The organism is Dyella sp. OK584 (assembly GCF_057787755.1).
Genome location: NZ_CM173542.1, coordinates 4,392,644 through 4,406,796, shown reverse-complemented (window position 1 = coordinate 4,406,796; position 14,153 = coordinate 4,392,644). Strand labels below are relative to the sequence as shown.

Sequence of the window (14,153 nt, the reverse complement as noted above, 5' to 3'; positions counted from 1 at the left end):
TTCATGGATGCCATTTTCTCCTTCCTGCGCGTGCGCCCCGTGGTCGGCCTGGGCGGCAGTGCCATCGCGCTACTGCTGACCTTGCTGTGGCCGTCAGCCTGGCTCGCGCCCATTTTGATTGTGCTGCTCACGGCCGCCTGGATCATCGAGGTGCGGCGCGCGCCTGCCGCCGAGGAGCCCGAGATCGAGTCCTCGCTGGACCATCACGCACCGGTGCGCGAAGCGTTGGAAGAAGTGCGCAGCTCGCTGGTCGACGAACTGGGTCATGCCACACGCGAGCTGCACCAGGCGCTGGATCTGCTGCGTGACGCCGTGTCCGAACTCGGCGGCGGCTTCGACGGCCTGTCGCGCAAGACCGGCATGCAGCAGTCGCTGCTGCGCCAGATCATCGATGCGCAGAACGAAGGTGTGTCCGTGCAGGATTTTGCTGCCCGCACCGGCGACTTGCTCGAACATTTCGTGGGCATGGTGGTGCAGATGTCGCGCGAAAGCCTGCGCATCGTTTATCGCATCGACGGCATGGCCAAGGAAATGGACGCGGTGTTCGGCCTGTTGAAGAACGTCAACACCATCGCCGAAGAAACCAACCTGCTGGCGCTTAATGCGGCCATCGAAGCGGCGCGCGCAGGCGAATCCGGGCGCGGCTTCGCCGTGGTGGCGGGCGAGATCCGCAACCTGGCCAGCCATTCCAACCAGTTCAATGAGCAGATCGGCAGTCACGTCGAGCGTGCGCGCACCGCGATGGGGCAGCTGCGCGGCCTCGTTGGCACCATGGCTTCGCAGGATCTCAACGTCGCGTTGTCCGCCAAGGGCGGCATCGACGCGATGATGGCGCACGTCACCGAGAGCGACGCGCGCACCAGCGCCGTGGCCGATCAGGTGGTGGAAATCAATCGCGGCCTTGGCACCGACGTGTCCACCACCATTCGCTCGCTGCAGTTTGAGGACATCCTCAGCCAGCTCATCAACCAGACCCGCATGCGTCTGGTCGAGCTGCAGGACATCACCACCGAGTGCACGCGCGACATCCAGGAGCTGGCCTGCAACCCGATCGACGCCGAGTTGCTCGCGCAGCGTGCCGAACGCGTGCGCAGCCGCCTGGCTATCCAGCGCGAGAAGGCCCGCCTTCGCTCGCGCGGCCCGGCGCTGCAGAACACGATGGATGCCGGCGAAATCGAACTCTTCTGACTTCATGTGCCGGGAAAGTGCTTCTGCACTTCCCCGGCTCGCTCAAGTCCGATACATGCCCGGACTTGGCTCCGTCAAATCAAACACGTGTGTTTGATTTGCGAGCGATCCATCCATGGATCGTACTTCTGCGATAGGAAATGCCTCGATGAGCCTGACCGTTCACCACGACACCGAACTGGACTGCGTGACCCTGCAGCTGGGCGAACGCTTCGACTTCAGCGTGCACCGTGCATTCCACGATGCCTGCCTGGGCGGTCACGCTGCGCGCAGCTACGTCATCGACCTGGGTGAAGTCTCCAGCATGGATAGCTCCGCGCTGGGCATGCTGCTGCTGCTTCGCGAGCATGCGGGCGCCGATCGCGCGGAGATCCGGATCGTCAACGCCGGTACCAGCCTGCGCGGTACCTTGCGCGTGGCTGGCTTCGACAAGCTGTTCGTCCTGCACTGAAACCTGTCTGTTTCCTATAGGCGCGATGGCGGGACTCTGCCTTTCGCCCGATTGACGCTGCCCATGGCCGGGCGTAGGTTCCGGCGGACGCGAGGCTGTGCGCCTCGCGTTTCGATAACCCCCGTTTGTCCGCCGTTGCAAGCGTCGTTGCCTCCGCCCCGCGACTTGTAGAAACACATGGCCTCATGTGCGAAACGTGCCGTTTGCCGGTTCGCCGCGCCGTATGCGGCGTTGACCCATTCAGGGGATGGGTGGACTCAACACAGTTCGCCGGGCACGGGATGCCCAAGGAACCGTCTCCCGGGCGAGCAGTTTGCCGTGGGAGCCATCGACTACTTCATCGTTTTGCTGGAGGACGTGTCATGGCAAATTCCATTAAGTCGGGTGTGAAGTGTGTGCTGGTGGTGCTCGCGTGTGCCTTTGCCGGCACTGTGCTTGCGCAGGACATGGTCAAGGTCGCGCCGAAGAACACCAAGGTGCTGATCGACAATGACCAGGTCAGGGTGATCGAGGTATGGGTGAAGCCGGGTGAAATGCTTCCCATGCATTCTCATCCGGCGAACGTCGTCTACTTCGTCACGGGTGGAAAGACCAAGACGACGATGGGCGACGGCAAGACGACCGAGGTGGAACGCAAGGCGGGCGAGGCTGTTTGGAGTGATCCCGTGACGCACAGCAATCAGAACGTCGGTTCAGCGCCGACCAAGGCGCTGGTCGTCGAACTGAAAACGGCCAAATAGGACCTCGTCAGATCGTCGATATGCTGGCAGGTGCGCCGTTGGTGGCGTGCCTGCCAGATCGCGACGGTTCATCGCGTCATGCAACATGACGCGGCATGCGTAGTCAGTGCGGTGCCACGGGTGTCGCGACTTGCTGCTTCTCTTTCACAGGCTGCGCCGATGCGTCAGCTATGACTTCCTCAATCCGCTCGTGCACGTAGGGATAGAACGGGTTGGAGGAGATGCGCAGCACCGCATCCAGGTTGAGCACCAGCGCGCCGCGTTCGCCGCGAGGAGCCTGCGTGCCCAGGCGCACGCCGAAATTTTCGGATGTATCAGGCTCGGTGCCGTAGAGCGGATCATTGGGAGCGAACGGCAGGGCGATGTGCGAAAGCGAAAAGATATCGTCGGGATAGCGAATGGCGAGTGGGTACGACGTGGTTTCGGTGCTTCCCGCCTCGGTCACGCGCGCCACCATTTCGCTGCGATCCTGTTCGGCGTTGGCAATCACCGTGATGCGATAGTGCTGCGGGCCTTTGGGCAGCAACCGGTTGAGCGCCTGCAGAGAGCTTGTGCGCAACAGTGAATCGAACCGGCGATTGCGGTTGACGTCGAACAGTACGACTTCGCTGCCATTGGCTGGCAAATGCGCGTACAGGGCTGTCATTACGGCAGGTGCGCTCACCGTATCGTCGATCACAGACTGAAAGGAGAGGATAGGCGGCAAGGCCGTGAGCTGATTCGCCCGCGCCATGCGCCGCAATTGTCCCTGCAATACATCCGTGAGCAGATAGGTCTGGCGCGCTGCGTTGACGGGGAAGGAGTTGTACTTGAACGGGTTGTACTCCGGCAAAAGGTCCAGCCATGCCGCCTTCGCAAAAGCGGGAAGCACGGCCGGCAGTCCTGCCAGACCTGCGAAGCGCGCAAAGCGGGTGACGCCGATCATCGGCGACAGCAGCACGAGGCGTTCGGGCCGCGGGAGTTCAGCGTGCTCGGAAGCATCTAGCGTGTACTTGAGCGCGAGTGCGCCGCCATTGGAGTAGCCGACCATGTGGATGGGTGCATCCGCGCCCACCGCTCGCCGCGCTTCGCGCATGGCCAGTCGCGTCGCCGCCAGCCATTCCGGCCATTGCGCCTGCGTAAGTGCCGCTGGAACGGTGCCGTGACCTGGCACGCGCAAGCCGATGGCGACGAAGCCGTGATCGCGATAAAGCTCCGCGATGCGGCGCAGGCTGTACGGTGAATCGGTGAGTCCATGCAGCAGCACCACGGCGCCGACAGGTTTGCCGGCAGGCTGCAGTTCGTACGAGCGATTCCAGTCCTGCGTGAAGTGGCCCGGATACATCGTGGCGCCTTCGTAGTACCGGTTGCTCGCAACCCGGTCCGCATCCGGGAGCTTGTCGCTCACTTGCGTGCGAACCTCATCGAAGATGCGCTGCTCGGCGGCCAGATAGCCTTGCCAGTCGGTGGCGTCGATCTGCGCTGCGGTCAGCTCGTGCGGTATGTACGTCTGCCAAAGCGCAAGCGGGTCGCCACGCTGGGAATCCCATGCACGAATGGCCAACAGGGACAGGAAAAAGACCAACAGCACCAGTCCCAACCACTTCAGTCCCTTCGCTATCGCTCGAAGCATGATGCCTCCGCCATAGGCGCCGCTGCGCGACGATGTGTTGGGGAGTGTGCCTCATTTGGCGTGATGCGGGCACAGTCATGCTCTTGAGTGCCGATCTGGTGTCAGTGGCTGGCCGGCCGCACGGCCGACGCATGGGCGGCCTGGAATTGACGCGAGGCATCGTTGGCCCTGGCAATGCGCTCGCCATTCAATGGATGGCTGGACACATAGCGCAGCTCCTTGCCGCCCTTCAGCTCCGGGTGGACACGTTCCAGTGCTTGCATGGCATGCACAAAGGCCACCGGATCGATGTTTTGCTGCGCCAATGTGCGGAAGGCGAAAGTATCGGCATCTTCCTCGAAGCGGCGCGTGTAATGGCTGTCGATGAGGAACATGGGGATGCCCGCTGCGACGCCGCCCAACGACGTCACGTCACCCATCAGCATGCCGGCGACGATGAACACGCCTGAGCTTCGCAGCACCTGGCGCAGCATGTGATGGCCTGCCTGATGTCCGAGCTCGTGCGCGATGACGGCAATGAAGGCCTGGTCATCCGGAATGGCATTGGCCAGCTCATCGGTAAATACGATGGTGCCGTCGGGCAGTGCGAAGGCGTTGGCGCCGATCACCGGCGCTGCGTAGAAGCGCAGGCGCACCTCGGGCAGGCCAGGTATGGCGTCAGCAAAATGACGAAACACGGATTGGAGATGCGATTGCCTTTCAGGCGGCAGCGACGTCGGAAGCAGCAACCGTCCTTCCAGCACCACCAGCGACTGCCGGCCCATCGACGTTTCCAGCGCGTGCGGTAAATGACCCGCAATGCGGTCGGCCGCCCATGGCAACCCGAACTCGAACAGGCCGAGCAGCGAGGTCACCACCACGACGACGCTGACGAGCGCCGCCACCCAGCGACGTTCCAGCCAGTCGACCAGCCGCTCAAGCCGGTGATGGCGAGGAAACCAGTCTGCGGGTAGCAGATCGTGATCGATCTGCAGGTGTGCGCCATTGCTCAGGCGCAACACGAAGGGCAAACCGGTGACGCGAGCGCTCGGTTCGATGGCCGTGAGTGGCGCATCCCACTGATGCAAGCGGTCCACGGTGTGCCAGTGCAGCACCGCGTCGTCGCGCCACACGGAAACCCGTGTGGCCTGACTGGAACGCCCGTCGAAATAGACCGCCGGAACCATCATCGTTACAAGCCGATGTCGATACCCAGCAGGCTATCCATCTCGGTGGCCGCGGCACCGACCTCGCCATGCGCGAACGCATCGCGCACAAAGTCGTTGAGATCCCCCTCGCCGATGACCTCCAGGTGCTCCGCGCGATATCGGGCCAGCCGGATGCGCGCCCACGGCATGGCAAGGCCGAGGGAACACAGCACCGCCAGCCCGTTGGTGAGATAGAGGCAGAACATGGGCCACGACGCCAGCGTGGAGTTGAAACGGTAAAGCCCAAGGCTTGCCTGGTTGTAGAGCAGGTTGGTCATGCGCACATGGGCGAAGGTCCACACGCCCAGGTACATCGGTGCCATGCAGACATAGATGCCCGCGATGAAAAGCAGCGAAGGTGCCTTCGCATTGAATGGCTGCACATGTGCCTTCGCCATGGCCAGGTTGGCAAGCGTCAGCACCAGCACCGTGGGCACGAACCATAGCAGCGCCACGCCGACGGCCTTGATGTACACGCCGTAGTAGTTGCCGATTTCGCTTTTGAAGCGGAACGACTTGCCGCCGAAATGATGGTTTTCGACCATCCACTCCTGCTGGTGTCCCTTGATCCAGGGATAGATACCGGTAAACCCGGCGAATACCAGCAGCAGGCCGACAAACGGGTGGCCCGCGATGGAGAGCACGGTGGCCAACAGGAACGGAACGCCCATCAGGAAGTACACGCCGAGGTACCACTTGTAGGCACCCAGGTAGTCGTCGCTGAAAAAGAAGCGCAATCCGCGCCACGACGAATAGCGGGCCCGAAACATCAGGCTCTTGACGATCATCCAGGGCATGAATGCGCCAACCACCAGCGCCGCGCCTACCTGCAGCGGCTTGGATACATGGCCGGCCAGCGCGTAGAGCGCGAAGATCAGCGCCGTCAGCAGTCGACCCTTCAGGATCGGTATGGGCCGCGCGAGGTAATCGAACGGCGAGCCCGCCAGCGTGGTGCTTGAGTACATGTAGCGGCGCGTACGCACCGTGGCCCAGGCCGAGTAGATGCCAAGCGTCACCAGACTCAGTGCGACATTGACGATCCAGATGCGGAAATAGTCCCCGGCGTTGCCGTGGAACTGGAGACGCCGTCCCTCGTCGGCGTGTCGTGCAGGTGCAACGTCCATCTCGGGCAGGTACACGCCCGAGGCCATGGTCTCGTCATGCATGCTCTTGATCCCCTGAATGCTTCCCCCCGGAAGCGTGGGCAGCATAGCCGAGAAGCGGGCTTAGCGATGGGTCAAGAACTTGCGATGGCGTAGGGTAAATCTGAAACGAATGTCAGCAGCGCGAGTCGCCTGCTTCAGCCAGGAGGCCAAGGTCGACGTCCGCCAGACTCACGCCGTCTCGCCCATCGAATTTGGTTCGATACATGGCCTCGTCCGCCTGCCTCACCAACTGTTCGAAGCGCACCTCGGCGCGTGCCGTCGCCGTCGCCACGCCAATGCTGGCGGTCACGGGAATGAACTGGCTATCGATGCGGGCGTGCGAATGGGCAAGCGAATGGCGCAGTCGTTCGGCCACTTCCAGACCCTGCGCGAGGGTGGCACCAGGCAGGGCGACCACGAATTCCTCGCCGCCATAACGGCTGGCCAGATAGCCCGGCCACAGGGCGATCTCGGGCAGGATGGCGGACACGTGCCGAAGCACTGCATCGCCAGCGTCATGGCCCCAGGTGTCGTTGATGTGCTTGAAGTGGTCCAGGTCGAAGATCAGCAGGGTGAACGGCTGGCCGCGCTGCTGGCAGCGCTTGAGCTGGGCGCGACCCTCGGCTATGACGGCGCTGCGATTGAGCAGGCCGGTGAGGCCGTCGGTATGCGCGGCGCGGCGCAGATCCACCACGAGTCGCTCGGTGATCAGTTGAAGCAGCGCGAAGTAGGACGCAAGCCCGGTCAGGATGCCGATCACGTAGGTCGCGGCAATCGGCGTGCCGGCCAGCATGATGTCCTGGCTGGAGCCCGCTGGCAGCGGAATGAAGGCTCGCACGAGATAGAACGAGCCATTGATGATCATCACCGCGCCGGCCACATGGCAGCTGATGCGGATGGCGGGCACGCCGTAGCGCAGCAGCAAATAGGCATAGGCGAAGTTGAAGATCATCGCCTGAAGGCTGCCGGCGACTATGCGCATGCCGAGGTCGGGGGTGACATAGGCGAACCACGCCATGTATGCGGTGTACGCAATCACGAAGCAGCCCAGCCACCGCCAGCGCATGGGTAGCTCCAGATGCCTGGTGAGGCCCCTGAGGGTGATCACATTCGAGGTCACCAGCAGGCTGTTGCCGATCACGATGGAAAGCAGGTCGGGGATGCGATTGCGCAGACCGATCAGCGTCACGCCGAGCGTGGCGATCCACAGGCTGATGACCCAGAGGCGGAGCACGACCTGGTTGTGGAGCACCGCCAACAGCGAGGTGAAACCGATCGAGGCGCCGATGCCCATCAGGAGACTGACGAAGGTCAGAGTCGGAATGTCTAGATGCATGGCGCTCCCAGTGCCGCCGCACCCCAAGGGAGATGCGCTGTGCCTTGGCCGAAACCTGCGGATCGACGGCATCGTCGACGGTCAAGAAGTCTATCGGCTTTGGTGCCTAAAACTTGAACTGCATCACACATTGGGAAATGGGGCCCGGGGACGGCCCAAAAAAAAGGCCCCTCGCGGGGCCTCAAGCAAGACAACGGTGAAGTCAGTGCGCTTACCAGGTGCGAACGTCCGCAACGCCAACCGTGTAGGACTGCATTTCCGGGTCGAAGCGGAACAGGCGGCCAAGATCGAAATCCACCGTCTGGCCGGCGCCGATATTGGTGGTACCAGCCGGCCAGCCCTTCTTGGACTGCAGCACCTTGCCGGAACCGTCCTTCGCCTCGATGGCAACCTGAGCGGCGGCGGCCTCGGCACAATGGTTCACGAGCTGGCCGCTGAGGCTCAGGCGGGCGGCGGCGCCGCTACCGACAAGCTTCATCTTGAAGTCTTGCACGGCGAAGTCGGACGGAGCACAGGCGGCATGTGCGGCCAGCGGGGCAAACAGGAACAGGGCGGTAGCGATCAGGGTCTTCATAAGTGGAATCCGTCGATGGGGTCAGGTCGGAAGAAGAACGACATGACAAACATCGGCGGTTCCGCCGGATTCTTTAGGCCTGCCGCGGTCTTGCGTTCAGCTTCGTGCCATCAGATCGGTGTGTTCGATGAACCACAGACCGGCGAAGAGCTTCGGGTCAATCGAGTAGCCCTCAGCGGCGCGCGCAAACAGCCAGTGCCCGGCTTCCGCGCGCGGCACCTCGTGCACGACGATGTTTTCGGACTCATCGCCGCCGCCCGGGCCCACCTTTTTCAGATCCCGTGCCCGCACGAAAGTGATCATCTCCGTGCTCATGCCGGAGGACGAAGGCCCCTCATGCACGAACTCCAGCCGTTCGCAGCGGTAGCCGGTTTCCTCCTCCAACTCGCGGCTGGCGGCAAGCAACGCATCCTCGTCGCCGTTCTCGTGAAGGTCGCCCACCAGCCCGGCCGGCATTTCGATGGTGTTCTTCAGGATCGACACGCGGTACTGCTCGACGAACAACACTTTGTCCTCCGGTGTCACTGCCAGGATGATTACCGCCCCGCCGGGATTGTTGCGCTCGGCAAACTCCCAGCGGCCGCGCTTGCGCAGGCTTAGCCACTTGCCGACGTAGAGGGTTTCCACCGGGGCGCTGGCGTCGGCGGGAATCTGGCTGTGTGGATGGGTCATCGGCATCGCATCGGGCGGTGGGAATACTGCATGGTGCCGTGCCCATGTGGCAGTCACAACCTCATGACGTCATTCGCTGGTCGTGACGACCGGTCGCGGCCTGATTCGCATGGCCCAGGCCACGCCGGCCACCAGCAGCGCGATGCCGGTCAGGGTAAGCAGGCCTGGTGCGCGGCCGCGCAAGGCAAACGCATAGCCGAGCGCCGCCAGCGTTTCGAACACGATCAGTTGCCCGACCAGCGCCGTGGGCAGGCGCTTGCTGGCAGCGTTCCAGCACAGCGTGCCCAGCCACGAGGCGAACAGCCCGATCGCCGCCATCAGGCCAACGAAACGCAGCGGCTGCGGTCCGAACGGCATGTCGAACGGGTTGGCGCTCACGCCCATGAAAAGCCACAGCAATGCATAGCCGGCAAGCGCGAGCGGCAGCGTGGCGATGCCCTGCGCGGTGGCCCAGGTGCCGGGGCGGCGCCCAGGGTGACGGCGCAGCCAGTCCGCATTGCGCAGCGGATACCAGGTCCAGCACGCCACCGCACCGCAGGCGAGCAGCGCGCCGCGGGCGTAGCGTGAGACATCGGCGGGTGCGTGCCGATCCGTCGCCATGAGCTCCGCCTGATTGACGCAGGCGATGCCCATGGCGATCAGCACCAGCGACGGGGCCAGCCAGCGCCAAGGCAATCGGCCATCGCGGTGGGCATCACGCAGGTTGGCGGTGATCGCGATGACCACCGGCAACGTGCCGATGATCATGGTGGGCAGCGGTGCACCGGCCAGTTGAATGGCGCTGGCCAGGCACAGGTAATAAAGCAGGTTGCCAACCGCGGCGAGCTTCAGTGCGTCCAGCCAGTCTGCGCGAGAGAACTGGCGCAGCGCATGGCGATCGAGCCACGCCAGCGGCAAGGCGATCAAACCGAACGCGAGATAGCGCCCGACCGACTGCAGCGCGGCCGGATACTCCGGCAACAGCAGCGGACTGATGAACACCAGGCCCCACATCAGGCCGGCGGCAAGTGCATAGAGAGTGCCTGTCCACATGAGACACAGCATGGTCGGCTGTGGACGCGCCGTCTTGTACCAGATTGCGGGTGGCGGTCGATTACCTGCGCAATTCGCGCTGATATCGTGCCGGGGTCACGCCGTAGCGCCGCGCAAATGCGCGGGTAAGGTGCGACTGGTCTGCCAGTCCGACGGCGGCCGCCACCTGCGCTGGCGGTACGTCTCTCGACAACTGTCGTTTGGCTTCCGCAAGCCGTAATGCCATCAGCATCTGTTGCGGCGTGGCGTGATGTTGCGAGCGGAACTGGCGCAGGAAATGGAATGGACTCAAGCCCGCCACGGCGGCCAATTCGTCCAGCGTGAGCCGGCGAGAGAGGTGTGCATGCAGGTAATCCACTATTGGCGCGAAGCGTGCGGCACTCCCATCGACTGCCTTGCGTGGAACGCGCGCGTGACGGCGAAACTGCGCGAGCAGTTCGAACAGCAAACTGTCGAACGCCAGCGGTTCGCGTGCTTGCCACAACGCATCCAGCAAGCAGGTGACACGACGCGCGCTGGGCAAGTCCTCGCGCACTACATCGCCGAACCACCAGCCCGGCTCGCCGGTGATGTCCGCCACAGCGGAAGGCTCGATGTACACCATGCGGTAGTGCCAGCCGCCTTCGGTTTCGGCGCGCCCCGTGTGCAACTCGTCGGGGTTCATCATCACTACCGAATCCGGTGGCGCGAGATGATCGGCGCCGCGGTAGCGGAAACGCTCCACACCCGATTCGATGGCGCCCAGTCCGAAGCCGTCATGCGTGTGCGGTTCGAATGCATGACGGACGATATGCGCCCGGTAAAGCTCCACGCCCGGCCGATGCGCCGCCAGCCGGAACTCGGCTTCGTCGTGATCGGAGGGAAAGCGGTCGGGCATGCCTTGCATGTGCGTCATGCTACCGCTGCTTGCAGTGCGCGGCGAGGCACGCTCAAGCGATGTCGCTTATGCGATCAGCGCCTTGAGCCGCGTCCGCGTCAACGGACCGAACCGTAGCCGTTCGCACAGTGCATCCATGACCTGCGCATCGCCACGCTGGCGCCGCAACGCATCGGCTTCTGCCGCCACCGGCACATCCAGCGCAATGCGCGTGAGACGGCGATAAAGCCGTGCAGCTTCGGCGTGTTCGCGCAATTTTGCTGCGGCGCTGGCAGCACCGCGAATGCGCAGAAAAGGCACTTCATCGACGCGATCGAGCAAATCGTCCAGGTTGCCGAAATGGGACAGCAACGCCGCCGCAGTCTTTGCGCCGATGCCAGGCACGCCGGGGATGTTGTCCACCGCATCGCCGCACAGCGCGAGATAGTCGGCCACCTGGTGGGGATGCACGCCCAGGCGCTCGTGCACGCCGGCGGGCCCCCAGCGCATGTTGCGCGCGTAATCCCATTGCTCGTCGTACTCGCCAAGTAACTGGCCGAAGTCCTTGTCGGCCGACACGATCACGCTGCGAAACCCGTGTCCGCGCAGGCTCCACAACGCGCTGCCGATCAGGTCGTCGGCCTCGTAGGTGTGATCGATCATTACTGGCACGCCAAGCGCCTGCGTCACCTCCCTGCACAGCACGAACTGGCGTTCCAGATCGGGCGGTGGCAGTTCGCGATTGGCTTTGTACTTAGGGTAGATGGCATTGCGGAATGAGGTAGTCAGCGAGGCATCGAACGCCACCGCGAGGTGCTCCGGCTTCACGCGCTCCAGCAGTTCGCAAAGGAACCGCGTGAAGCCATGCACTGCATTCACCGAATGGCCATCCACATCGTGGAATTCGTCCGGCATGGAGTGCCAGGCGCGAAACACGTAAAGGCTGCCATCGATCAAATGGACGGCTGGACGGCTCATGGCGTCCACGTGCTGAGCACGTCGGCAAGCGCGGGTCGATCTCGGTCAGGCACATCGAGCTGAGGTGTGCCGATGTGCACGAAGCTAACCACCTGTTCGTTGTCCGCCAGGCCCAGGATGCCGGCCGCTTCGCGGTCGTACGCAGCCCAGCCGGTAAGCCATTGCGCACCGAAACCCAGCGCGTACGTGCCGAGCAGCAGGTTATAGGCCACGCAACCGGCGCTATGCAGCTGTTCGATCACCGGCACTTTGCTGGTGGCATCGAGACGAGCGATCACTGCCACCACCAGCGGCGCGAAGGTGTAACGCGTACGCTCTTTCTCGCGCTTGGATTCCGGCATGTCCGGATGCAGACGCAGCGACAGCGTGGCCAGGCGGTCGCCAAAAGCGAGCTTGGCCTCGCCACGCAACAAGATCAGGCGGAAGGGCACCATCTTGCCGTGATCGGGCACGCGGATGGCCGCTTCCAGCAGGTCGTGCAGAGTGGCCTCATCGGGCGCCGGCTCACCGAGCTGGAGGGAGGGAGTCGAGTGGCGCTGCTGCAACAGGGAAAGGGAGTGAGGCATGGGAAAGTCTGGCAAGGCAAGGCAGCCATGCTAATCCGCCGGGCACCGCGAGGCGAATGTTGAGCTCACGCGGTGGGTGGCGGGACCGCCGTTTCAGCCGGCAACCGCCAGCCGGAATGATCCTGGCAGCAAGGCTTGCACCGTGGTTTCCTGCATGGCGCCATCGAGGTTGCCCAGCCATACGGGCATGTTCTCGTCGCACAGTTCGGCCATCACCTGGCGACAGGCGCCGCAAGGGCTGATGGGGGCGGGCGTATCGCCGATCACCGCCAGCGCCTTGAAATCACCCGGCCGGCAACCTGCGGCCACCGCCGTGAACAGGGCGGTGCGCTCGGCGCAGTTGCACAAGCCATAGGAGGCGTTTTCCACGTTGCAGCCGGTGAATTGCCGGCCATCGTGAGTAAGCAGGGCGGCGCCCACCAGAAACCGGGAATAGGGCGCATAGGCCTTTTCGCGCGCCTGGCGCGCCAGGTTCAACAGGACATCGGGAACAACGACTTCAGTCATCGGGATCTCCATCGCGGGACCCCATCGCCAAGACCGCCTGAGGCGGCTTCGAAACCGGTGGCGGGCCAGTTAACTCCGTCAAGGAGGTTGCTGCAAGTGGCCGGTGGTCCGCTCGGCAGCGCATCGGCTAGGATGCATGGACCTTTCCGCAGGGGATGCACGATGCCGATCACCGTGGCTGCATTGCGTGAAACCGCCGCCGGCGAACGTCGGGTGGCCATCACACCCGAAATGGCCAAGAAGCTGCGTGGCAAGGGCCTGCGCGTGCTGCTGGAACACGATGCAGGCACCCCGGCGGGCTTTCCCGATGGCAGTTATGCCGATGTCGATTTTGCCGATGCCGACAGCGTGCTCGCGCAAGCTGACCTATTCACCTGCGTGCTGCCGCCGGACGATTCGGTATGGGGCCGGCTGCGTGAAGGTGCCACCGTGGTTGGGCAATTGCGGCCCTATGGTGCTGCTGCTCGCATCGTGGCGATGGGCAAGCATCGGCTCACCGCATTTTCCCTTGAACTACTGCCGCGCACCACGCGCGCGCAGGCGATGGACGTGCTCAGCTCGCAGGCTGCTGTTGCCGGCTACCGCGCCATGCTGATTGCTGCCGAGGCGTCTCCGAAATTCTTTCCCATGCTGACCACCGCGGCAGGCACGATCCGTCCGTCCCGCGTGCTGGTGATCGGTGCGGGCGTGGCGGGGTTGCAGGCGATCGCCACCGCGCGACGCCTCGGCGCACAGACCGAGGGTTATGACGTGCGCCCCGAGACTCGTGAGCAGGTGGAGTCGCTGGGTGCGAAGTTCCTCGAGCTGGGAGTTAGCGCCGCTGGCAGTGGTGGTTATGCGCGCGAGCTGTCGGCCGAAGAACGTGCCGCGCAGCAGCAGGCGTTGGCCGAGCATCTCAAGATGGTCGACGTGATCGTCACTACGGCCGCGGTTCCGGGGCGGCCGTCACCGAAAATCCTTACGGCGGCGATGGTCGATGGCATGAAGCCCGGCGCATTGATTGTCGACCTGGCTGCCGAGAGCGGCGGCAATTGCGAGCTGACGCAGCCGGGCGAGCGTGTCGAGCACAACGGCGTGGTCATCCTTGGCCCGCTCAACTTGCCGGCGGGCGCACCGCTGCATGCCTCGGAGATGTACGCGCGCAACGTCTACAACTTCGTTGAACTGCTGGTGCAGGGGGATGCGCTGGCGCCGGATTTCAATGACGAGCTGGTGGCGAAGAGCTGCGTAACACGCAACGGCGAACCCCACTTCCAGGGATAGGCAGCGCGTCCAGGCTGCTCATGAAAAACCCCGCCAAGGCGGGGTT

At 63.7% G+C, this 14,153-nt stretch carries 15 protein-coding genes; 4 read left to right on the top strand and 11 right to left on the bottom strand.

Annotated elements, in window-relative coordinates:
- Positions 1–3 precede the first annotated feature (3 nt).
- From AC3CBN_RS19965 to AC3CBN_RS19955, 3 genes are all read left to right on the top strand, one after another.
- On the top strand, positions 4–1,188 hold the full coding sequence (locus AC3CBN_RS19965) for a methyl-accepting chemotaxis protein (protein WP_488634715.1): 1,185 nt from the start codon (positions 4–6) through the stop codon (positions 1,186–1,188).
- A 148-nt stretch (positions 1,189–1,336) separates the two neighbouring features.
- A complete protein-coding gene (locus AC3CBN_RS19960; protein WP_488634714.1) occupies positions 1,337–1,639 on the top strand; it encodes an STAS domain-containing protein in 303 nt (100 codons plus the stop codon).
- 362 nt (positions 1,640–2,001) lie between these two features.
- Entirely contained in the window at positions 2,002–2,379 is a 378-nt protein-coding gene (locus tag AC3CBN_RS19955) for a cupin domain-containing protein (protein ID WP_488634713.1), read from the top strand.
- 103 nt (positions 2,380–2,482) lie between these two features.
- Here the strand turns inward: AC3CBN_RS19955 and AC3CBN_RS19950 are convergent, their stop codons facing one another.
- From AC3CBN_RS19950 to AC3CBN_RS19900, 11 genes are all read right to left on the bottom strand, one after another.
- Positions 2,483–3,991 carry an alpha/beta hydrolase gene (locus tag AC3CBN_RS19950; protein WP_488634712.1) on the bottom strand — a complete coding sequence of 503 codons (1,509 nt, stop codon included), beginning with the start codon at positions 3,989–3,991 and terminating at the stop codon, positions 2,483–2,485.
- A gap of 101 nt (positions 3,992–4,092) precedes the next feature.
- Positions 4,093–5,160, bottom strand: a complete 1,068-nt coding sequence (locus tag AC3CBN_RS19945) for a M48 family metallopeptidase (protein WP_488634711.1) — start codon at positions 5,158–5,160, stop codon at positions 4,093–4,095.
- A gap of 2 nt (positions 5,161–5,162) precedes the next feature.
- Positions 5,163–6,344: a YjgN family protein gene (locus AC3CBN_RS19940; RefSeq protein ID WP_488634710.1), complete on the bottom strand. Its 1,182-nt coding sequence runs from the start codon at positions 6,342–6,344 to the stop codon at positions 5,163–5,165.
- 112 nt (positions 6,345–6,456) lie between these two features.
- The gene (locus AC3CBN_RS19935; protein ID WP_488634709.1) at positions 6,457–7,659 is read right to left on the bottom strand and encodes a GGDEF domain-containing protein; all 1,203 of its coding nucleotides are present in this window, start codon (positions 7,657–7,659) and stop codon (positions 6,457–6,459) included.
- 211 nt (positions 7,660–7,870) lie between these two features.
- Positions 7,871–8,233: a hypothetical protein gene (locus AC3CBN_RS19930; RefSeq protein WP_488634708.1), complete on the bottom strand. Its 363-nt coding sequence runs from the start codon at positions 8,231–8,233 to the stop codon at positions 7,871–7,873.
- Positions 8,234–8,329: 96 nt separating this feature from the next.
- Entirely contained in the window at positions 8,330–8,911 is a 582-nt protein-coding gene (locus tag AC3CBN_RS19925; RefSeq protein WP_488636776.1) for an NUDIX hydrolase, read from the bottom strand.
- 63 nt (positions 8,912–8,974) lie between these two features.
- Positions 8,975–9,937, bottom strand: a complete 963-nt coding sequence (locus AC3CBN_RS19920; protein ID WP_488634707.1) for a DMT family transporter — start codon at positions 9,935–9,937, stop codon at positions 8,975–8,977.
- A gap of 61 nt (positions 9,938–9,998) precedes the next feature.
- Positions 9,999–10,832 carry an AraC family transcriptional regulator gene (locus tag AC3CBN_RS19915; protein WP_488634706.1) on the bottom strand — a complete coding sequence of 278 codons (834 nt, stop codon included), beginning with the start codon at positions 10,830–10,832 and terminating at the stop codon, positions 9,999–10,001.
- A 48-nt stretch (positions 10,833–10,880) separates the two neighbouring features.
- Positions 10,881–11,771, bottom strand: coding sequence for a 5'-3' exonuclease (locus AC3CBN_RS19910; RefSeq protein ID WP_488634705.1), 891 nt, complete (start codon positions 11,769–11,771; stop codon positions 10,881–10,883).
- Positions 11,768–12,337 carry a nitroreductase family protein gene (locus AC3CBN_RS19905; protein ID WP_488634704.1) on the bottom strand — a complete coding sequence of 190 codons (570 nt, stop codon included), beginning with the start codon at positions 12,335–12,337 and terminating at the stop codon, positions 11,768–11,770. The genes AC3CBN_RS19910 and AC3CBN_RS19905 overlap by 4 nt, the downstream gene beginning before the upstream one ends.
- A 93-nt stretch (positions 12,338–12,430) precedes the next feature.
- Positions 12,431–12,844 (bottom strand): cytidine deaminase, encoded by a 414-nt coding sequence (locus AC3CBN_RS19900; protein WP_488634703.1) that lies wholly within the window; start codon positions 12,842–12,844, stop codon positions 12,431–12,433.
- A 162-nt stretch (positions 12,845–13,006) separates the two neighbouring features.
- On the opposite strand from AC3CBN_RS19900, the gene AC3CBN_RS19895 reads away from it, so the two are divergent.
- Positions 13,007–14,107 carry an NAD(P) transhydrogenase subunit alpha gene (locus tag AC3CBN_RS19895; protein WP_488634702.1) on the top strand — a complete coding sequence of 367 codons (1,101 nt, stop codon included), beginning with the start codon at positions 13,007–13,009 and terminating at the stop codon, positions 14,105–14,107.
- Positions 14,108–14,153: the final 46 nt, after the last annotated feature.